The 20773-nt window shown below is 64.1% G+C and carries 19 protein-coding genes; 7 read left to right on the top strand and 12 right to left on the bottom strand.

Annotated elements, in window-relative coordinates; translation table 11 throughout:
* Positions 1-26: 26 nt before the first annotated feature.
* The 5 genes from ABCW42_RS16430 to ABCW42_RS16410 all read right to left on the bottom strand — a co-directional run bounded on the left by ABCW42_RS16430 (position 27) and on the right by ABCW42_RS16410 (position 3793).
* A complete protein-coding gene (locus ABCW42_RS16430) occupies positions 27-1070 on the bottom strand; it encodes a pilus assembly protein TadG-related protein (RefSeq protein ID WP_423182189.1) in 1044 nt (347 codons plus the stop codon).
* Positions 1058-1432 (bottom strand): TadE family protein, encoded by a 375-nt coding sequence (locus ABCW42_RS16425; RefSeq protein WP_423182188.1) that lies wholly within the window; start codon positions 1430-1432, stop codon positions 1058-1060. The genes ABCW42_RS16430 and ABCW42_RS16425 overlap by 13 nt, the downstream gene beginning before the upstream one ends.
* Positions 1433-1557: 125 nt before the next feature.
* Positions 1558-1785: a Flp family type IVb pilin gene (locus ABCW42_RS16420; protein ID WP_423182187.1), complete on the bottom strand. Its 228-nt coding sequence runs from the start codon at positions 1783-1785 to the stop codon at positions 1558-1560.
* A gap of 51 nt (positions 1786-1836) precedes the next feature.
* Positions 1837-2064, bottom strand: a complete 228-nt coding sequence (locus ABCW42_RS16415; protein WP_423182186.1) for a Flp family type IVb pilin — start codon at positions 2062-2064, stop codon at positions 1837-1839.
* A gap of 172 nt (positions 2065-2236) precedes the next feature.
* Positions 2237-3793: a chitinase gene (locus ABCW42_RS16410; protein ID WP_423182185.1), complete on the bottom strand. Its 1557-nt coding sequence runs from the start codon at positions 3791-3793 to the stop codon at positions 2237-2239.
* A gap of 264 nt (positions 3794-4057) precedes the next feature.
* On the opposite strand from ABCW42_RS16410, the gene ABCW42_RS16405 reads away from it, so the two are divergent.
* From ABCW42_RS16405 to ABCW42_RS16395, 3 genes are all read left to right on the top strand, one after another.
* On the top strand, positions 4058-6424 hold the full coding sequence (locus ABCW42_RS16405) for a glycosyltransferase family 2 protein (RefSeq protein WP_423184925.1): 2367 nt from the start codon (positions 4058-4060) through the stop codon (positions 6422-6424).
* Positions 6425-6684: 260 nt separating this feature from the next.
* Positions 6685-7959, top strand: coding sequence for a MinD/ParA family ATP-binding protein (locus tag ABCW42_RS16400; protein WP_423182184.1), 1275 nt, complete (start codon positions 6685-6687; stop codon positions 7957-7959).
* 248 nt (positions 7960-8207) lie between these two features.
* Entirely contained in the window at positions 8208-9110 is a 903-nt protein-coding gene (locus ABCW42_RS16395; protein WP_423182183.1) for a hypothetical protein, read from the top strand.
* A 3-nt stretch (positions 9111-9113) separates the two neighbouring features.
* On the opposite strand, the gene ABCW42_RS16390 is transcribed toward ABCW42_RS16395, so the two are convergent.
* A complete protein-coding gene (locus ABCW42_RS16390; RefSeq protein ID WP_423182182.1) occupies positions 9114-9869 on the bottom strand; it encodes a potassium channel family protein in 756 nt (251 codons plus the stop codon).
* A complete protein-coding gene (locus ABCW42_RS16385; protein WP_423182181.1) occupies positions 9866-10360 on the bottom strand; it encodes a hypothetical protein in 495 nt (164 codons plus the stop codon). Before ABCW42_RS16385 ends, ABCW42_RS16390 begins: the two co-directional genes overlap by 4 nt.
* A 60-nt stretch (positions 10361-10420) precedes the next feature.
* On the opposite strand from ABCW42_RS16385, the gene ABCW42_RS16380 reads away from it, so the two are divergent.
* Both ABCW42_RS16380 and ABCW42_RS16375 read left to right on the top strand, forming a co-directional pair.
* Positions 10421-11641, top strand: coding sequence for an MFS transporter (locus ABCW42_RS16380; RefSeq protein WP_423182180.1), 1221 nt, complete (start codon positions 10421-10423; stop codon positions 11639-11641).
* Positions 11642-11700: 59 nt separating this feature from the next.
* A complete protein-coding gene (locus ABCW42_RS16375; protein ID WP_423182179.1) occupies positions 11701-12912 on the top strand; it encodes an acyltransferase family protein in 1212 nt (403 codons plus the stop codon).
* 5 nt (positions 12913-12917) lie between these two features.
* On the opposite strand, the gene ABCW42_RS16370 is transcribed toward ABCW42_RS16375, so the two are convergent.
* From ABCW42_RS16370 to ABCW42_RS16350, 5 genes are all read right to left on the bottom strand, one after another.
* Entirely contained in the window at positions 12918-13394 is a 477-nt protein-coding gene (locus ABCW42_RS16370) for an SRPBCC family protein (RefSeq protein WP_423182178.1), read from the bottom strand.
* Complete coding sequence (locus ABCW42_RS16365) at positions 13391-13732, bottom strand: ArsR/SmtB family transcription factor (protein ID WP_423184924.1); 342 nt, start codon at positions 13730-13732, stop codon at positions 13391-13393. Before ABCW42_RS16365 ends, ABCW42_RS16370 begins: the two co-directional genes overlap by 4 nt.
* Positions 13733-13856: 124 nt before the next feature.
* A complete protein-coding gene (locus ABCW42_RS16360; protein WP_423182177.1) occupies positions 13857-14777 on the bottom strand; it encodes a phosphatase PAP2 family protein in 921 nt (306 codons plus the stop codon).
* A gap of 45 nt (positions 14778-14822) precedes the next feature.
* A complete protein-coding gene (locus ABCW42_RS16355; protein WP_423182176.1) occupies positions 14823-15851 on the bottom strand; it encodes a glycosyltransferase in 1029 nt (342 codons plus the stop codon).
* Complete coding sequence (locus ABCW42_RS16350; protein WP_423182175.1) at positions 15851-18007, bottom strand: glycogen debranching N-terminal domain-containing protein; 2157 nt, start codon at positions 18005-18007, stop codon at positions 15851-15853. Before ABCW42_RS16350 ends, ABCW42_RS16355 begins: the two co-directional genes overlap by 1 nt.
* Positions 18008-18410: 403 nt before the next feature.
* Between ABCW42_RS16350 and ABCW42_RS16345 the strand changes: the two genes are divergently transcribed.
* Both ABCW42_RS16345 and ABCW42_RS16340 read left to right on the top strand, forming a co-directional pair.
* The gene (locus ABCW42_RS16345) at positions 18411-19826 is read left to right on the top strand and encodes an extracellular solute-binding protein (RefSeq protein ID WP_423182174.1); all 1416 of its coding nucleotides are present in this window, start codon (positions 18411-18413) and stop codon (positions 19824-19826) included.
* Positions 19826-20770 carry a carbohydrate ABC transporter permease gene (locus tag ABCW42_RS16340; protein ID WP_423182173.1) on the top strand — a complete coding sequence of 315 codons (945 nt, stop codon included), beginning with the start codon at positions 19826-19828 and terminating at the stop codon, positions 20768-20770. The genes ABCW42_RS16345 and ABCW42_RS16340 overlap by 1 nt, the downstream gene beginning before the upstream one ends.
* The last annotated feature ends 3 nt before the right edge of the window (positions 20771-20773 follow it).

Here is a 20773-nt window from a genome sequence, read left to right as displayed (position 1 = left end):
TCCTGTGCTCTGAGAGGGGTTTGAAACTAGCTGATGAGGCGGACAATCGTGGCTCCGTATGCGTCCACCGGGCCCAGCGAATAGCCGTCCGCCAAGGACACGTACTTCACGAAACTCCCGATGATCCCACGGCAGTTTCCGGTGCAGGCCAGCGCGTTCCCGACATCCGAATTCGTGTTGCGGAAGGCGTCCGGGACAGTGTTGTTGCCACTAAACTTCCAGCCGGCCACCTTGAAGGCGGCGAAGGACACGAGGTGGTAGACCGCTCCGCTGCCTGTTCCGGTGACCGAGTCGAAAACAGGGAGCAGGACAATCACGTCGCGCCCAGCCGTAATGGTGTCGGCCCACTTTTGGAGCGTGGCCGAGCAGTTGTTTGGCGTGCTGTTTCCCGGCGCGCTCCCGCCTTCGCTGGTTGCGAGGTTGATGGTTCCGCCGCAAGCGCCCGCATCCTGGACGATCCAGCCGTAGCCGCCCGCAACCGTGGCGCCCGAAGGGCCATAGTTGCAGCTGGGGTTGGCTCCCGTTCCGTGGTCCTGGAGAAGCTGGAGGGCCCCGCCGATGTACCCCTTCACTTGGCAGATGGAATACGCGAGCGGAAACGCCGTCCGGCCCGCGAGGGCGCTGCCCCACTGGACGCTCGAAGTAGCTACGACGTCGGAAGTATTGAACCCCAGCACACGGGCGAAGAAGAGCGATACGGAGTTTGGCGTTCCGCCGGACTGCTGCGCTCCTGCAGTCACCGTGACTTTCCGGTTGGTGAGGTCGACGCTGAGTGACTTGACGTTGTTCAGGCCGTCGATGGCGTTCTTGTTGGCAAGGCTGGCAGCGAGCGGCGATGTGGAAGAGCAATTCGGATCGCTCGTGTTCGCGGCGCATTTCTGCGCCACGCCCAGAGCCGCGGCGTCTGCTCCATTCTGGACCTGCGCTTTCTCCGAATAGAGCATCCCGACGTCGACGGCAAGAGCCGCGAAGCCGAGGAGCACCACCAGGAGGAGGGCAACAAGCACGGCGACCGCGCCGCGCTCGCCGTCGTCGCCCTTGATGGCGACGTGGAGCCTCAGCCGCTGCATACCATCACTCCGACGCCCTGCATGGCGAATGGACCGGCGATTCCGGTGAGCGTGCTGAGGGTGTAGTTGATAGTCACGGACATCTGCGCCCCCGATGTGCAGCTGGCCGGACTAAAAGTGAAATTGGTATCGGCCAGCTTGGGGTTCAGCGTAACTGCCGCATTCTTCGCAGCGGTTTTGGCGGCCGTCTGGTCATTTGAGATTGCCATGACGCGCACACCTTCCCGCGCTGCGTTGGTGAGCGATACCTGGGCGTTGTAGGCCCGGCCGAATTCGATGATTCCGAGGACCAGCAGCACCAGGATGGGTGCCACCAAAGCGAATTCGACTGCCGCGGCACCGCGCTCTGATGCCTTGGCCATAGTTATTGCCTTTCCGAGGAACGGGTAGTCCGATGCAAGCCGAGTGGCGGCGTCTGAACGCCGCCGCCACTACAAAATTGCTTGGTGTGCCTCACGTTGCTTTCAAAGCACTGCGCCGACGGCTCTTAGGCGCAAGTAGCACCACCGGCAGACGTCCCTGCCGTGTAGGTCTTGCCAGTGGTCAGGGAACACGAGATCTGTGTGAACGTGTCCTTGACTGTGCCGCCGAGCAGCGTCACAGCCACGATGATGACGACAGCGATAAGCGCAACCATGATGCCGTATTCGACGGCGGTGGCGCCGGTTTCGTCATTCCGAACGCGGGATACGGACTTCAGGAAAACGGAAAGCATTGAGGCTCCTTGTTGGTCTGGTATGAACGGTCGCCGAGGAAGCGAACATCCTTAGTTACAGGTGGCCCCGCCGGCGGAGGTTCCCGCGGTGTAGGTCTTTCCAGTGGTCATGGAACACGAGATCTTGGTGAACGTGTCCTTGACGGTCCCGCCCAAAAGCGTGACGGCGACAATGATGACGACGGCGATCAGCGCGACCATGATGCCGTATTCGACGGCGGTGGCGCCTGCTTCGTCACGACGGACACGAGAGACCTGGTTTGTGAACAGAGAGAGCATGTGAAACTCCTGAGCGAGTTGGGGAGGGCGGGCTGGCCCAGTACCAGCCCACTAGCAAGGTAGCAACGCCAAATACCCCAACGGTTAGTCCTTGGCACATCCTGTGGGAATGCTCGCCAAGCTGCGCATTTCTTGTGCGAAAGCTAGGGAAAACCTGCCTCGCCCGAGGCACTCAGGGGAGTGCCGCCGTCGGCCTCGCAGCCTGGAGCTGGGACGCGTTCAGCTTTGCCCAGGGCGAGTCGGCCGCACCTTCGATAGCTGCTTCCGGGCTGTCGCCCTGGGTCCACCACTTGGCCTCGAACGCGAAGCCGTCGAACATGATGCGGTCACCCTGATGGTAGCTCTTCTCGGCCACCCACTGGGGGAACGTCCCCGGAGCCACGGTTGCTTTGGGGCTGGGCTTATCCCCGGGCAGCACCGGACCCACGAGCTTCCACGGGGTGGCACCGCCTTGGAGGACGGGGTTGTCCGGGACATCCCCGCGCGTCCACCATTTGGCTTCATACACGCTCCCGTGCCACACGATCCTGTCCGCGGCCACGTACGCCGCATTCGCGTTCCACACCGGGTACGGGCTGGTGGACGGATCATCTGCCGCGGCCGTCGCGCTGCTGGTTGTTGGCGACGGAGCCGCGGCCTGCGTGGGAAGTCCCACATCGTTTGCCAGCGTTGCCGAGAACAGCTGGGAGCCCTGGTCGATTCCGCTGCAGCCGTCGGACACCTTGCTCAAGTCCGGGTAGTTGGGGCTGCAGGTCCGGTCGCGGTTCATGGACCACATGGACACCCTGCCGAGGTTCTTGGACGTGACGAAGCCGTTCATCGTGGCGGCGTCCGCCAAGGTGAAGACCTCGCCGGGGGTGTCGTTCTGGCCGATCATCACCGTGACGCCCAGCTTCCGCCAGAGGGTTTCGCTCCCAAGGTCCGTTCCGGCGTCGTGATACAGGTTGGCGAGCTGATCGTGAGCGGCCTCGGCGGCCGCGCTCGCTGCCTGGCCCATGCTCTCCGAGGCCGCCTTGCTGCCTCCGAAGTCCATGGCCATGACGTTCACGCCTTCAAGGTCCACCCCTCCGGCCAAGGTGCGCGCCACCATGTTCCGGCCATCCGCGGTGAGGCCGCTCGGGTCGGCCGGAAGCGTCAGCCACACAGAGAGCGGTTTTCCGTTCGCCTTGTGTTCCTTTTGGAGGGCGGCAATGGCATGCGCCCTCCGGTCCGCGGCCGCGGTGTCGGCCAAGGCGGGTCCTTCGACGTCGAGATCGATCGTGGTGAGGCTGTAGCGGTCAACGATCTGCCGGTAGGCGGCAGTCAGGGCGTTCGGGTCCGTGCAGGAAACGGCGAGTTCGCTGTTGACCAGGCCGCCGAAGGACACGGCCGCCGTCCCGCCGAGCTGGCGCAAGCGCGCGATCCGGCGGTCCAGGTCGAGGTCGCTCGCGGCCTGCTCAGGGCTGTAGGCGGCACCCCAAGAGGGAGCGCAACCCTGCTTCGGATCGGCGACGACGAAGGAGAGAACCACGGCCTTCGCACTGGGCACAGCAGGGTCTTCGAACGCGAAACGCGGGGTGGCAGTGACGTCCACATAGCCGGAAAACGCCGACGGCATGGTGGCAGCGACGCTCACGTCCTGAACGTTGCGGACTCCGAAGTATCCCGCCGCGACGAGCGCGATCACGATCGCACACAGGACACCCAATCGTGGCAGCGACAAACGGCGGCCGGGAAAGCGTTTGGACACAGAAGACCCCCAGGGTTTCCAAGAAAAAGACCTTCGCGGATGCCTGGAAAAGATCTCATCCCCGTGGATTTGCCCCGGTGTGCGTAGCATTTCCTTGAGTCCTATGGGAACCCCGCGTTCTTCGCCTATCATAGGGGCGCACTGGGGTGCAGTCCGTTACATTACGCTGCACTGTGCCGCGTGCCCGCTGGGGGCACACGGACCTCGGATGGGGACACATTGCCGGAACAGATTGCGTTGCTTCGCCCTGACGCCCAGGGGCCCATGGAACTGCCGTCCTCCAAGAGCCGAAAACGGCAATGGGGGGCCGAAAAACGCTCGGAGCCGCTCTCGATCGTGCACCCCACACCGTCGCGGCGGAAGATCGTCCTCGGCCGCATCGGAATCCTAACCACCATGCTCGCGTGGCTCGGCTATGTGGTCACCACCGTGCTCAAGCAATTGGTGGACAACCCCGGCGCGGGGTTCCGCTTCGGCGTCGAAACCCTCTCGTATCTCGTGGTCGTGACGTTCCTGACGTTTTCCGCCCTCATGTACCTGACGGCCCGGCAAGGTGCCTTGACGCGCTTCCGCAACCACCGGCGCGTCCCCCGCGGCGAACTCGACCGCCACTTCTTCGACTACTCCGACGGCGTCACCGTGCTGATTCCTTCGTACGCCGAGGAACCGGAAGTGGTCCGGGGCACCATGTGGTCCGCGGCCCTGCAGGAATTCCCGGACCTCCGGGTTGTACTGCTCGTCGACGATCCGCCCTTCCCCAAGGACCCCGACGTCCTCCGCAGGCTCGAGGCAACCCGGGCGCTCGCCGGACAGATCGAAGAAACGCTTCGCGAACCGGCTATGCGCGTCAACGATGCATATTCCGCGTATCGGGCGCGCTTGCTGAAGGGCAAGGAGTTGGCGCCGGACACCGAGGTCCAGCGGCTCATCGACGAATACGAGTACGCGGCTGCGTGGCTTGAAGGAATGGCCGAGACCGAAAGCGTCGAAGACCACGTTGATGAGTTCTTCGTCGACCTCGTCCTCATGGGCCTGGCCCGGGAATTGCGTTTGGTGATCCTGGCCCTGACCGCCGCCAAAGCGCAACGGACCTCGCCCGGCGGGCAAAGAATTTCAGAGCTGTACGCGCGCCTCACATGGATCTTCAATGTCAAAGTCACCACGTTCGAACGCAAGCGCTTCGCCAGCCTTTCCCACGAGGCCAACAAGGCCATGAACCTCAATGCCTACCTCTCGCTCATGGGCGGACGGTGGCTTCGGGAAGAAACAGCGGACGGAACAGTGCTGCGTCCGACGGCGGCCCTCGCCGAAGCGGTGGTCCTCGCCGAAGCTGCGGCCGCCGGCGATGCGGTGGCCACCGCTGATTCGGCCCGGGCTGTTACCGACGTCGACGTCCTGGACGTCCCGGACACGAAGTACGTCTTGACGTTGGACGCGGACTCGCTCCTCCTCCGCGACTATTGCCTCCGCCTGGTCCACCTCCTCGAATCGCCGGGGAACGAAAACGTGGCTGTCACGCAGACCCCGTATTCGTCCTTCCGCGGCGCCCCCACCCGCATCGAGCGCATCGCCGGGGCCACAACCGACATCCAGCACATCCAGCACCAAGGCATGACGAGTTACGGCGCAACGTTCTGGGTGGGGGCGAACGCCGTGATCCGCAAACGGGCGCTGGAAGACATCGTCGAGATCTCCACCGTGGGCGGCTTCGAGGTGAGGACCTACATCCAGGACCGCACCGTCATCGAGGACACCGAGTCCAGCGTGGACCTCGGCAAGCATGGATGGACCTTGGTCAACTACCCCGAACGGCTCAGTTACAGCGCCACGCCGCCGGACTTCGGCTCGCTCGTGGTGCAGCGGCGGCGTTGGGCCAACGGTGGCTTGTTGATCCTGCCCAAGCTCGTGGAGCAGGTCCGCAAGCGGCGCGGCACGGAACGTCCTTTGCCCTTGCGTGAAATCCTGCTTCGGGTCAATTACATGGCATCCATCACGTGGGCGAGCTTCGGGTTGCTGTTCCTGCTCGCCTACCCCTACGACAGCCGGCTCCTCAGTCCTTTGGTGTTCCTCGCGGCGCTGCCCTACTTCCTCGCGATGGGCAGCGATCTTCGGGATTGCGGCCACCGGTTCAGCGACATCTTCCGGATTTACGGCTTCAACCTGGTGCTCCTGCCCGTCAACCTCGCCGGTGTCCTGAAGTCCCTCCAGCAAGCCCTTACCGGGGACAAGATCCCGTTCGTCCGTACCCCGAAAGTCAAGGACCGCACAGCGGCACCGGCTCTCTATGTCCTGGCGCCGTACCTGATTGTGGCGTTCTCCTTGCTGACGGTGTGGCGGAACTGGGAACTCGGGAACTGGGGCAATTTCGCCTTCGCCGCCTTCAACGCCGTGATGGCTGCCGGAGCGATCCGCTCCTATATCGGCTTGGCGAATTCAGGAGTGGACATGTACCTCGGCGTCCTGAACTGGCTGTACGTGGCCCCGAAGAAGCCGAAACCGGAGGCTCCGGCCATCATTCCGAAAACCCCGGAGCAAACCGATTGGGAGTCCTTGCTCTACCACGGCGACCGCCGCTTGAACCGCGACCTGCGCGGCAAAGGGGATCGCCGCAAGCGTGCCGGGGCGCTCTAAGAGGGGCGCCGTGTACAGTTCTGCTGGATCGCCTTGGCTTCTGCTGGAGCACCTTGGCCAACGGTGCAGCACATCCGCGGGATTCCGGGCTCCTGCTGAGGGCTGTTCCTCGGTGATCCAGCAGAATGTGTCGCGATCAGTGCGTCGCGGCGCGGCCGGTACGTCAGGTTTTGCCGCTAGCTGGGCCTAGACTTGCTGGTTGGAGCAAACGAAACGAGAGCTGCGGCGCACAACGCCGCGAATCTTAGGGGACAGGACAAATGCCGGATTCCGCGGACAAAGAAACCCGCGCCACTGCACCGAGCGAAGGACAGCCTGAGCTTTTGCGGCGCCGCGATCGTCGGCGTGCAGACGGTGACGACGCCTGGACAGGAGCTATGCCCATCATTACGCCCGATTCCCAGACGCCCGCGCCCGCAGCGGCACCGCTCCAGAGCCGAAGTTGGGCTGAAGCAGCGGCCGCCGCAGATGCCGCAGCCAATGCCGCGGATGCGGCCGCCAATGCCGCGGATGCCGCGGCCAATGCCGCGGATGCGGCAGCCAATGCCGCGGATGCCGGTCCGACTCCCGCGCAGGCAGGGCGAGCCGCAGCGGCGAACGCTCCGATCTCCGACTTCATTACCTCTCCCGGTTCCTTCGTGAAGGAACAAAAGCCGCGTCCCGTCGGGGGCTTCCGTGGAATGTTGTACAAACTCACGGGCGGCGCTTGGAACCTCGGGCCCAGCGCGAAGCAACGCGAAGAAGACGAGTTGGCACGCCGTATTTCCCGGCAACTCCAAGGCAGCTACAACACCGCCGTCCTGAGCTTGAAGGGCGGAATCGGGAAGACGTCCACCACAGTGGGCGTTGGCCTCACGCTCGCGGAATTCCGTGGCGACCCTCCTTGCGCCATCGACGCCAACCCGGATTCCGGAGACCTCGTGGAGCGCGCCCTGGGCGAAGGGATTTACCAGAAGGCCACCCCGCGCACCATCACGGACCTGCTCAAGAACGTGGAGAACGTCGATTCGCTCACGGCGCTTGCCCGGTACATGCACCATGCAGGCAGGCTGCACCTCATTGCCGGCGAGCAGGATCCGGAAGTCTCAGACTCGTTGACGGCCGAGGAATACTTGCGCATCCGCCAGTTGATTTCGGCCTACTATTCCGTAGCGCTGACGGACTGCGGCACCGGTGTCACGCACAATGCCATGAAGGGCATCCTGCAATCCGCGGACAACCTCATCATCGCCGCCGGTTACGCCGTGAGTGGCGCGAAGCGCGCCCGCAGCACCCTCCAATGGCTCGCGAGCCATGGCTACGAGGACCTTGCCCGCAACGCGATCGTGGTCATCACGGACAAGGACGAGGTGTCCTCCCGCGTGGACAAGAACGCGATCGAGGAACATCTCGCGGGGATCTGCCGCCAGTTGATTGCCGTGCCGCACGACAGGGGAGTAGCCGACGGCGACCTCGTCACGTTGGACGTTTTGCGCCCCGAGACGCGCCGCGCCTACAAGGAAATCGCGGCCGCGATCGTAGACGGCTACGTGTAACGGACACCACTCTAATCACTACTTGCATATCGCTTCATTCGGGCCATTTCATACTCGAGTGCTACTTGGATTGCAAATTTTCGGATCGCCTGACTTTTTCCTAGAGTGGCTCTTGGACCGCACCTTTTCGAGGGGTCCTCGCGCCTGACCGGGAACTGGGCCCGGGCACGGCGTAGTGTCATCCGTCGCGCCATCGACTTCCGCTGTGCCCTCGTTCAGACCGTGCGGCCAGCGCCCAGGAGCCTTGCTTGATCCCGAAAAAACTCGCTTTTGCCGTTGTTGCCCTCTTACTGTTGATCGTGCTGCCCAGCGCTTCAGCCGGTACTTCCCGGCCAACCGTCAACTCAGTGCCCGACGCCGGTCCGGCACCGATCGCCAACGCCGCACCCGCCGCTGAGGTGGCGCCCGTCCCCGCAAAGACGCCCGAAGCGGCACCCGCTCCAGCACCGACCGCGGATCCGCAGGCTGCCGCAGCCGCCGCGCCGGCCGCCGTCGTGCCCCAAGGCGCGGTACCCCAAGGCGCGGCACCCCAAAACGGCCAGGAAGGGCCGAACGGTTCGGTGAAAGTCCTGGACACCACCGCGGCGGTCACGGATCCGGCGTGGTTCCGGCAGGCTTATGCCGAAGGGTTCCGGCTGTACGTGATGCACTCGACCGTGTGGGGCACGTGCACGCCTTGGCAGAGGACGCAAGAGCAATTGAAGATGGCGCTCGACGCCGGACTCAAGATCGCGGTGTATACGCGCGATGCCTCGTGCTGGGAGAACGGCATCAAGGCCGCAGGCCCGTACATACCGCAATTGCAGTTTTTTGCCTTGGACATCGAAACCGGGAGTTCCCCGGTGACCCGCGCCATGGTGGATGGAGTGCGGAGCCTCGGCGTGCGGCCCGTCATCTACAGCGGCAGCGGAATGTGGCCTGGACTGATGGGCAACAGCACGGCGTTCGCGGATGTCCCCTTGTGGGACACCGATACCAGCAACCTCGACTATTCACGATGGATCCCGGACCACTTGGCCCCGGCGCCGGTTCAGTACGGCGGCTGGAACACGAACGGCACCATGAGGATCGGAATCCAGCAAAAGTTCGAACACAACCTCAACGGCATCAACGTGGACTTGAACTCGTTCAGCGCGGGTTTCCTGAAATAGCGACTAATTCTCGGTAATCCGGCCGGCTTCCGAAGGTTCCGCTGAAGATTCCTCCCGCGCTTCCAGCAACGCCGTGAGCCGATCGACCTGCGTCCGGAGGCGCCGAAGCTCCTCGAAGACAGGCGCTTCGGCGGCGTCGAGTTCCGCCGCCGTCTCGACGGCAACGGACTCCACCATCCAGGACGCCACGGAAGCGGTCACCAGGCCCAGAATTGCCACCCCGCCCACCATCAGGCCAGCGGCCACGCATCGTCCCAGGACCGTGATGGGGTAGTGGTCCCCGTAGCCGACCGTGGTGATCGTGGTGAGGGCCCACCAGATCGCGTCACCGAAGTTCTTGATGTTCGCACCCGGTACGTTTTCCTCGGCGTCGAGGGCGGCAAGCGCGCCGGCATAGATCAGGAGCGTGGCAGCCCCCAGGACGTACACCAGCACGCGGCTGCGGAGGGCGTTGCCGCCAATGCGGTGCACCACCTGCAGGAGGCTGACCAGGCGCAGGAGGCGCAAGGGCCGGAGAGCGGGCAAGGCAACAATGGCGAGCTCGTGCAGGTTGCGGAAGAACCACCGGACGCGATGAGGCGCGAGGTACAAGTTGATGGCGTAGTCCAGCACGAACACGGCCCAGGTTCCCCAGATGAGGACTTCCACCACAACGGCCTCGGTATTCGCGATGACCTGGACCGAAAACGCGGCGAGGAACACCACAGCCGCCGCGAGGAGTGGCCACTCCGAACGCTTCCGCCACTCTTCCTGAGTCATGGACCGAGTGTCCTTGCGTGGTCGATCGCGGCCAAGGCCACCGCGCTCGCCGCCAGCCTGACCGCGTGGACCCGGTACCAGGTTGCCAACAACGGGGTCCGCTGCGCGGGGTCCAAAGGCTCGGGACCGAAGAACAACTTGGGGTTGACCGACCGCAAAAGGTACGCCGTGGCGGCGCCGCCCACCGCCGAACTCGCGGCCGCTAGCACCAGCCAGGGCCGCCGTCGTGGCCTGTTCCACGAGGTGACCGTCGCGGCGACGACCAAGGGCACATTCAATGGCGCAACGGGGGCGTAGTACCGGCCGGGACTTCCGGCACCGAAAGGCGACCTCGGCAATTCGGGGCTCGGCGCTGAGCCCGCGACGCGGTGCGGAATCTTGGCAAGGCTTTCGTAGAGGTTGCCGAAGAACCAATGGGCGTGAGTGAGTTCCGCGGCACGCAGGAGCCGATCGGCGGCCGCCCCGCGCCGATCCAGTGATACATCTCTCATGTCGACAAGATACTCCTTCGCAGGGCCTCCGGCTCAGGCGAAAAGCCTAGGATGAAGGGGATGACAACAACCAACACCGTCCAACCCTTCAGCCTCCGCAGCATTGCCCTACCCGCCTTCGGGCCGGCACTGCTGTTCAGCATCGGCGAAGGCGCGGTGTTGCCGGTAATTGCCTTGTCCGCGCGCGACCTCGGCGCGTCCGTGGCCGTGTCCGCACTGGTGGTTACCCTGATCGGCTTGGGGTCCTGGTTCTTCAACCTGCCCGCGTCCCTCATCACCATCAAGTTCGGCGAACGGTGGGCGATCGTAGTGGCAGGCGCCGCTGGAGCGTTGGCCTTGCTGGCCGCCGGTTTCGCTCCGCTCCTGGCGCACAACGGAGTCTGGTTGCTCGCGGCGGCGATGACGGTCGTCGGGATGACCGTCAGCGTCTTCAACCTGGCCCGGCAGAAGTACCTTACCGAGGCAGTTCCGGTCATGTATCGGGCGCGGGCGTTGTCCACCTTGGGCGGCGTGACCCGGATCGGCATGTTCATCGGTCCGTTCGTGGGTGCGGCGGTGATGCAGTTCGCCGGCATCAGCGGAGCGTACTGGGTTGGCGTGGTGGGCATGGCCGCGGCATCCGTCTTATCCCTCACCATCCCGGACCTCGTGCTCCCGGACGACGCCGACGGCGGCCCCAAGGCTCCCGAGCCCACCCTCCGGGGCGTCGCGGTCTCCCACGCCCGGGTCTTCCTGACTGTCGGCACGGGAATACTCCTGCTGAGCGCGCTCAGGGCTTCCCGGCAGGTGGTCATTCCGTTGTGGGCGGACCATCTGGGCCTCGACGCCACGCACGCCTCATTAATTTACGGCTTGTCCGGAGCGATCGACATGCTGGTCTTCTACCCGGCCGGCAAGCTCATGGACCGCAAAGGCCGCCTGTGGGTTGCCGTGCCGTCCACCATCACCATGGGCATCGCGCTGTTCCTGATCCCGTTGTCCACTGAGTTCGTGGGACTGCTCTTGGCCGCTTTGCTCATTGGTTTCGGCAACGGCATCGGTTCCGGGCTCATCATGACCCTCGGCGCAGACTTTTCGCCGGACAAAGGCCGCGGCCAGTTCCTCGGGTTGTGGCGCTTCATTTCCGACGCCGGGTCCACCGGCGGACCCGTCCTCCTCTCGGCCCTGACCGCCGCGATATCCCTCGCCGCCGGCGTCTGGGCCACAGGCGTCCTGGGCCTGGCAGCGGCGGCCGTGTTCGCCGTCGCGCTCCCGAAACTCAAGCACCACAGGAACTACTAGCCCGACGGCGGGTGGCGGCTCCCAGCGTTCGATCAGGAGCCTTCGGTAGAATGAATCGAATGTTCTCGGTCATGTCGCCTCCGCACTCGCAAGCAACTACGAAAACTACCCGGCCGAAAAGCACTCCCGCGGGGTCTTCCCAGGCGGATATCGGGACCCTGACGGCATTGCGGTTCATCGCCGCACTGTGGGTTGTGCTCTTCCATCTCCAAGCATTGCGGCAGACCTTCCTGGCGCCGGTTTACGATCTGTTCGGCCCCGTTATCGCCAACGGCGACCTCGGCGTGGACGTGTTCTTTGTCCTCAGCGGCTTCATCATTACCTATACCTACCTGGACCGGCTTGGGCCGCAGTTCCGTTGGCGCGCGGCCGGCGATTTTGTCTGGGCGCGCTTTGCCCGGATGTGGCCGGCGTTCGCCCTGGTGGTGGGCGTCCTCGGCCTGTGGTTCGTGTACGGGACCGCGCAGGAAAACGCGTCAACATGGTCGCTGCAGACCCAGACGCCCGATCTGTCTCCCTGGGGTCTGGCCAAGCAGTTGTTGATGGTGCACCTCTGGTTCCAGCCGACCACTGACGGCGCGAGCTGGTTCGGTCCCGGCTGGACGGTGAGCGCGGAATGGCTCGCCTACCTCGCGTTCCCCCTGCTGGCGTTGCCACTCTTCCGCTTGCGGACGTTGCATCCGCTCGCGGCCCTGGCGGCTTCGATCGTGGTTCTGCTTCCCACAGCGGCCTGGGGTCCGGACCTTCCTGTCGGTTCGGGCGATCAGCCGTTCCATTGGCTGTTGCGCATCGCCTGCTGCTTCACCTCCGGTGCCTTCGCTTGCCTCGCGACCCGCAATGCCGACCACCTCAAACTCAACCCGGCACTTGCCGGCCGCGGCGCCGTGTTGGTGGGGACCGCCGTCGTCGTCTTCCTGGCGCTCGCGGGCAAACCGGGTCCGGGACGGCTCGCGGTCCTTGCGTTCCCGCTCCTTGTCGCGCTGCTGAGCCTGGCCCGCGGGCGGCTCAACGCGGCGTTGTCAGCACGCTGGCTGCAATATGGCGGCCGGAGTTCCTACAGCCTTTATTTGGTGCACATGTTCTTCATCTACCTCTTCTACTGGATCAATCGGGACTGGCCGGCCGGGGCGGCTCCCTTGATGACCAACCTGCTCGCGGCAGCGTGCCTGCTCGAGATCGCCTTTGGCACCTGGGTGATGTTCAAGTTCGTCGAGGAACCGGCACGGAAACGGTTGCGCTCCATGGTGCCGAGGCCGGTTTACGCTTCTTAGGTCCGTCAGCCTTTGGCCAGCAGTTCGTCGAGCTTTTCGTAGCCCTCGGTCATGCCGTACTCCATGCCCTCGGCCATGATGGCTTCGAGCGCTTCTTTCGACGGGAAGACCGAGTGGCCCCGCAAGCGCGTGCGGCCGTTGGGAAGCGGTTCGAACCGGAGGATGTCCAGGCTTACCTCGTTGGGCGCACCGAGGAATTCGAAGGTCTGGATGATGAGCTCGTTGTCGATGACGGTGTGGATTACACCGCGGAAGCCATAGACGTTGCCGTTGGAGTCCTTTTGCTCGAATCCGTATCCTCCGCCGGTGCGGAAGTCCCAGTGGGTGATGGTGCTTTCGAGCCGGCGCGGCCCGATCCATTGGACGAACAGGTCCTGCTCGGCGTGCGCCCGGAAGACTGCCTCCACAGGTGCCTCGAATTCGCGGACGATGTCGGCGTACGAGGTGCCGGGAACGGCATCGATGAGCACGGGATTGGTCATGATTCCTTCTCCTTCATTCGTTGCGGGGCGGCCAGCAGGGCATCCAATTGCCGGTAGCGCGCCTCGGCTTCCAGCCGGTACCGATCGATCCACGAAGTAAGGCGTTCCAGGGCTGCCGCGTCCAAGTGCACGGGACGGCGTTGGGCGTCCCGCGTCCTCCAGACAAGGCCCGCCGCTTCAAGGACGGTGATGTGCTTGGACACGGCCTGCAAAGTGATGTCGAACGGCTCTGCGAGCTCGCTGAGCGTCGCGGGACCCCTGCTGAGCCGTGCGACGATCGCTCGACGCACCGGATCTGCCAGTGCCGCGAAGGCTTTGTCGAGGGAGTCGTCCGCCATCTCTTTATCAACCACTTCGTTTATCAATCAGTTGGTTTACTAAACGATAGACCTCGGTGGGGGACGCGTCAATGGGTTTTGCCCGTCCTCGGAGGCGGGTCCTGCGAGGCCGGACGGCCGGCAGCTAAAGCGCGTGCCGCCGTCGGGCACTCACGCCGAAAAGCCAGGTGGCGGCAACCGTCGCGAGGTAGCCGGCAATCACAATAAGCGAAACGCCAGCCCAGAAGTAGTTCGTGGTGCTGTTTTCCTGGCCGAAGCCGGGGGCGATCCGCACGAGGGAATACACCGCAACCGCCGCCGACGCGATCCCGGCCATGGTCGATAACAGCGCCCACAATCGGGACGACGCCCAATGGTCGCCGCGACCGTCCTGGACATTCCAGCGGTTCCCCGTGCGCAGCACCAGCCACCCGGCCGGCAGCATGACCGCGCCCACCACCAGGAAGGCCGCAACGACGTCGGCCGGGCGGTGCCACTGGTTGACCAGCGTGGACACTCCGGCCGCCACCGCGAAAGTGCCGCCCAGGAAACCGGCCAAGGGCCGCCACCTCGGGGACACCACCAGGAACACCGCCGCGGCCGCCGACGCGGCGAGCGTCGTGTGGCCGGACGGCAAGGAATTAAGCTCGATGGTCTGGACCCCGCGGAACGGCCGGTCCGGGAACCAATCCTTCAAAAGCTGGGTGGCCAGGTTCGCCGCCACACACGCCACGAGCGCGATCCCGGCCGCCTTCCAGCGGCGCCGCATGATCGTGACGAACAAAACCACGACGGCGGCAATCACCACCGAAATGACCGGCAGCCAATCGAGGAACTGGGTTGATGCGCGTTCGGCCGGACCGTTGAGGGTTGCCGCCTCCACCAAAGCGGACTCGTCAATGTACTGGCCCGTGGTGGTGCGGACGAAGAAGTAGTACGTGCCGGCCAACGCGATCATGCACCACAAGGTTGCCATCACAAAAAGGAAGCCCGATCCCGTGCCTGCCCTCGGCGCGTGATCGGTCTTTCGGGTGGTCGGGAGCCCTCTGGTCCTTGGATAAGTCATTACTTTCAGGGTGCCATACCCAGCTGGGGTTTGCCCCGACGTGCGTCAGGACGGTTGTTTCCCGGACAGGAGTTCCTCATAGAGGGACAGGTGCTCGGTGACCATCCTTTCGGCGCTGAAGTAGGTTTCCGCCGCATCGCGGCACGCGCCTCGGTCCAGTGCTCCCGCTGCAATCAAGGCGTGCGCCAACTCGAGGGGAGTGGTGCCGAGGTAGCCAGTGGTTCCCTCTGACACGATTTCGGGGGCGGATCCGCGATGCGTTGCCACCACCGGGGTTCCCGTGGCCAAAGCCTCGATCATGGCCATGCCGAAGGGCTCGGACCACTGGATGGGATTCAGCAGCGCCACCGAGCCGCCCATGAGACTGTACTTGTCCGTCGCGTTCAATTCGCCAAGGTACTCAACCCCGGGGCCCAGCATGGGAGCGATGACGTCGGAGTAGTACTCCTGTTCCTCCGCGCTGTACATCTTGGCCGCGATGCGAAGCGGGACACCGGCCAATCGTGCCGCTTCGATTGCTTCAGGCAAGCCCTTGCCTGGATCCATCCGGCCAAGGAAGCTGGCGTATCCGCCATCGCCTGCTCCAACAGGAATCGACGACGTGTCGATGCCGTGATGGATGACCCTTCGGACGGCGATCCGCGAGGAAGATTGCGCCTGATGGTGCGAAATGGCGACGATGGCGGTGTCCGCGGACATGGCTTGGTAGATGTCGTGGTTCTCCTCGGAGAAGGGGAGATGTGCTGTGGCAACCATGGGCATGTTCCCTGGCCGATGCCGGTAAAGCGGTCCGGCGAGGGTGTGGTCGTGGATGACGTCCATGTCTGCCATCGCGGCGAAGGCAAACGCGGCGTGCCGCAGTTCGTCCACACCGAAACCTATCCGCGATCCGTCCGCCGGGGCCGGGCCGGGAATCTTGGCCACTGGACATGTGCTCCCGGACGCCGCCGCGAGAAGGACCTCGTGGCCCGCCGCCGACAAGCCCCGCGCGAGGATGTCCACAACAGCCTCGGTTCCGCCATACGCCGGCGGCGGGACCGGAATCCATGGCGGGGCCACCAAACCGATGCGCACTATTGCCCCCCGGCTTTATAAACGTCCAGCAGGTCCGAGAGCGGCTTGCGCGGCCCCCGATGCAGCTCGACGTCTTCAGGGAGGTGGGCAACGCGCGTAATCCCATTGACGAAATCCACCGCTATCCGTGATCCGGCCAGCGGAATGTTGCGCACCCGGATGTCCCCGAAATCCGCTGGAATCACGGGCGCAAGCCACAGCCCGCCGTGTGTGAGGCAGGGGTCGAAGCGGAGCAGTACACGGAGGAGGTGGACCGGCGTGGCGGCCGCCCAGGCTTGCGGGGAACATGAAGAGGGGTAGGGAACGGGCGAGCCGTAGGTTTTCCTGTCCAAACCGCAGAACAATTCCGGGAGCCGTCCGCCGAAGGCCTCGGCGGCGTCGAGCAACCCGGTGATGATGCGCCGGGATTCGTCGATGAAGCCGTACCGCATGAGGCCGGCGGCAATCAGGGCATTGTCGTGCGGCCATACCGAACCGTTGTGATAGCTCGCCGGGTTGTAGGCTGCCATATCCGAGGCCAGCGTGCGCACGCCCCAGCCGGTGAACATCTCGCTGGACATCAACCGCTCCGCGACCAAGGGAGCCTTGTCGTCGTCGACGATTCCGCTCCAAAGGCAATGGCCCATATTGGAGGCGCAGGAATCCACGCGGCGTTTGTCGCGATCGAGGGCGACTGCGAAGTAGCCACGCTCCGGGAGCCAGAACTGTTCGTTGAACCTCCGCTTGAGCTCGGCCGCGCGGGCCCCCCATAGCTCGGCCAATTCCATATCGCCGTCAACCTCGGCCATGAGCGCGCGGCTGAGATAGGCCGTGTAGACGTACCCCTGGACTTCGCAAAGGGCGGTTGGCGGCTTGGCAATGGTGCCGTCGGCAAAATTGATGCCGTCCCCGGAATCCTTCCACCCCTGGTTGAACAAGCCATGCTCCGTTGCGCGTTCGTATTCGACAAAGCCGTCCCCATCAGCGTCGCCGTAGTTTCGGATCCACTCCAAGGCCCGGTCCAATGCCGGCAAAAGCGAAGCCGTGACTTCGGAGCGGAAGCCCCAACGCGTCAGCTCCCCGGCCAGCGTGACGAACAGCGGCGTGGCATCGACGGAGCCGTAGTAGGCGCTGCCGCCGCCCAAGGCAAGGCCCGTGGCGGCGCCGAAGCGGACCTCATGCAAGATCTTCCCCGGTTCTTCTTCGCTCAGGGGATTCACGGTTTTGCCTTGGTGGTCAGCGAGCGTTTGGAGCGTGCCCAAGGCAAGCGATGGATCCAATGGAAGGGTCATGAAGGACGTCAACAGGGAATCCCGGCCGAACAAAGCCATGAACCACGGGGATCCGGCAGCCACCACAGTCCTTCCTGGATGGTCGGGGTCGAAGATCCGCAAGGAGCCGAGGTCCGCCCTGCTCTGGTTCAGGACCTTTTCGAAAGCCTTGTTGCTGAACTCGGTGGTGGGGACCTTTTCGTCCCACTCCTGTTGCCGCTCCTCCGGCACGTCCACGGGTTGTTCGCTGCCCCAGACCGGCGCGTCAGCTTCCGGCCCCACGCCTTCGATGCTCGGAGTGGCCGTGACCACGGTGGACCAATGCTTTTGCGGATCAATCGTGACGTCGTAGTTCAGGACGTCACCGTCAACATCGGCGCCCGGAGCATCAATGGTGACCATGACAGGGTGGTCCTGCTTTTCCGACTCAATACGAACCTCGCCGTTGCTTCCACGCGTCAAATGGATGCTCTCGTGGTGGGCACGGCCTTCCTTGACTTCGAAGATGTCCGCAAAGTCCGCGTTGACCGTGAGCGACAATGAGAAGCTGCTCGGCTTGGTGGAGAAATTCCTGATCGTGATTTCTTCGCGGACGCCGCCGAACATGCTCCGCCGTCGTTCGATCAGCAAATGGCTGTCCGCGACCCCGTCCGTGCGTGCCGGGCGCGCGATGAAATCAGCCCGGAACGGCTCCGGAACGATGGAACTCAGCGGCTCGACGGCGTGCCCATTGACCTTCAGGAGCCAGTTCGAGACGAACCGGGTGTCCCGGAAGAACATCCCGTGCGGCGCCGATTGGTCCATGTCGCCGTTGGCCGCCGAGACGCAAAACGACGTTCCGGCCAGCAACGTCACCGCGCCGGCGCCGGGCGAGCCGGCAAGGTTCTCTGCGTTCCAACCTGTCATCAGGTGCTCCAAAGTCGGGGATAAGGGTGTCCTCGCCGTTGGCGCGTGGTGGCGGGGTGGGTGTCGACGGCGGTGGTTCGGGTCGGGTGGGGTGTCGGGTGTCGACGGCGGTGGGTCGGGTCGGGCGGTTTGCATCAGCGTATTCGCCACGCCGCCGAAATTGAACCCTCTTGCACCTATGGGGGTTCCCTTCCCGACGCGCGCTCACATCTGACCGCCTTTTCCTGGACGCTCTTGCACATTTGGCGGCCTTTTCCCGAACGCTCGAGCACAAGAAGCCGGGGAATTCAGCGGCGGGATGTGAACCGGGTTGGGGAGACGCACGAAACATCTCCATGTGACGCTTGACACGTGTTAGGTCGAGGATTTACGCTTCCTAACACGTGTTAGGAAGGAAATCGACATGCCAGGAAGCAACGGGATGCTGCGTGAAATCTCACGCAGGACAGCCCTCGGTGCCTTGGGTGCGGGAATTGTTGGAGCAACCGTCGCGTCGTGGCCGCGGTTGACCGGCATGGATATCCCGGGCCGCGGGGACAACAGCCTCAGCATCGCCATCATGGGAACCGCCGCGGACGCTGCCGCCCGCCAGCGGGTGATTGATGCGTTCATGAGGGTCCATCCGGAAATCCCGGTCAAGGTCCAAGCCATCCAGGCGGTGGACTGGAAGGACTTCTTTACCAAGATCCTCACCATGGTGGCGGCCGGAACGCCACCGGATGTGGTCTATGTGGCAACGGAAGGCGCGCAGCTGTTTGCCGAAAAGCTGGCCTACCCGCTCGACGACTACCTTCGCCGCGATGCCGCGGACATGAAGGAGTACTTCGCCGATGTCCACCCGAGCCTCGTGGAAGCGTTCATGTACAAGGGCAGCCTTTTCCAGCTGCCTATCGACTGGAACGCCGCCAACATGTACTACAACACCTCGGCCCTTCAGCAGGCAGGACTCGACCGTCCGGCGGACAACTGGACCCAGGTCGATTTCCGTAACTCCCTCGCTGCCATGCGGAAAGCCCGCCCATCCGACTTCACTCCGTACTACTGGACCAACAGGCTCTTCGGCGGTGTTGTCCCGTGGCTGTACGCCAACGACACGAGCTTCCTCAAAGAAACCAAATCCACCGGCGGCGAGTGGTTCTGGGACAGCTTCTACGCACAGGATCCGTCCCGGAAGCTGCGTTCGGGCGGGTACCAATGGCTTGAGCCGAATGCGGACGACCCCCGGGTGTACGAGTCTTTCGATTACCTCCGCGGGCTCGTCAAGGATGGCTTGGGCGTCCGTCCGGAAGAAGGCGGCGGAAGCTCGCTGATCGGCCTGTTCGCTTCCAACAGGATCGGAATGACCCCGGCCGGCGGCTACTGGGTGGAAGGCCTGCACGAAGCGGGAATGGCCGAGGACGGGTTCGATGTCCAGTTCTTCCCCCGCTGGCGGACCCAACGGCACCAGTTCGGCACCGCGGGCTACGCCATCATGAAGACCGCCAAGGACAAGGACGCTGCTTGGGAGTGGGTCAAGTTCACGTCGAGCCTGGAAGCGATGCGCCTGGTCTTCCCGACGCCGAACACCACCCCGGCCCGCCGCTCCATGGTCAACGCCGAGCTTTACGCAGGCCGGGGACCCAAGCATTGGAAAGTCTTCTACGACACCCTCGACAAATTCCCCACTACCGGTCCGATTCCCGCACCTGCCCAAGAGGCCGCCGTCGAGACCGCCCTGATGAAGAACGCATCCCTGGCCGTCAGCGGAGACGAGCGCCAACTCAAGCAAGCACTCGATTCCATGCAGCGCGACCTTGAGATCGCCTTGAGGAGGCAGTAATGAGCACGGCAACAAGGCCAACCTCCGCCACGCGCCGTGGCGGCGCCGCCGCGACGGGCCAGCCAAACGGAAGGCAGCGCCAGCGCTGGCTGCCTTGGGCTTTCCTGGCTCCCACGATCCTGGGCATGGGCCTGTTCACACTGGTGCCGATCGTGGCGTCCGTGGTCCTCGCCTTCTTCCGCTGGGACATCATCTCGCCACCAAGCTTCGTCGGTTTCGACAACTTCGCCGAAGTGGCCCAAGACCCCACGGTCCGCGTTTCGTTCCTGAACACCATCGGGTTCGTGGTGGTGGCCGTAGCCCTGCAACTCGGACTGGCGCTCGCCTTGGCCATCATGGTGCAGGAGAAACTGCCGTCCTGGCTGCGCGTCTTCTTCCGGAGCGCGTTCTTCTTCCCGCTGATCCTTTCCGCCGCCTCGGTGTCCATCTTCATGCGGTACCTGTTCAACGAACAATTCGGCGTGGTCAACTGGCTCCTGTCTTTCGTCGGCATCCCCGCCGTCCCGTGGCTGACGACGCCGACCGGTTCTGCCGCCGTCGTGATCCTGGTGTATGTGTGGCAGAACTTCGGGTTCTCGTTCCTGCTGTTCATCGGCGGCCTGGCGTCCATCCCGACGGAAACGTATGAGGCCGCGTCGCTCGACGGCGCCACCGGCTGGCGTAAGCACGTCCACGTGACGCTCCCGCTCTTGAGCCCCACCACCCTGGTGGCATCGGTCATGGCGATCATCAACGCGCTCCAGGTCTTCGACCAGCCCTACGTCCTGACCGGCGGCGGCCCCGGCGACTCCACGCGGACCGCGGTGATGGTGATCTTCGAGTCCGCGTTCCAGCGCCTCGAGTTCGGCCAGGCCTCGGCGATCGGCGTGATCCTCACGCTGATCATCATGGCCATCACCGCCCTCCAGTTCCGGCTCAGCAAACGATTCGTCTTCTACCAGTAAGGC

It is taken from the genome of Arthrobacter sp. NyZ413, from assembly GCF_049390645.1.
Classification (GTDB): domain Bacteria; phylum Actinomycetota; class Actinomycetes; order Actinomycetales; family Micrococcaceae; genus Arthrobacter.
This window is presented reverse-complemented; position numbering and strand designations above follow the sequence as displayed.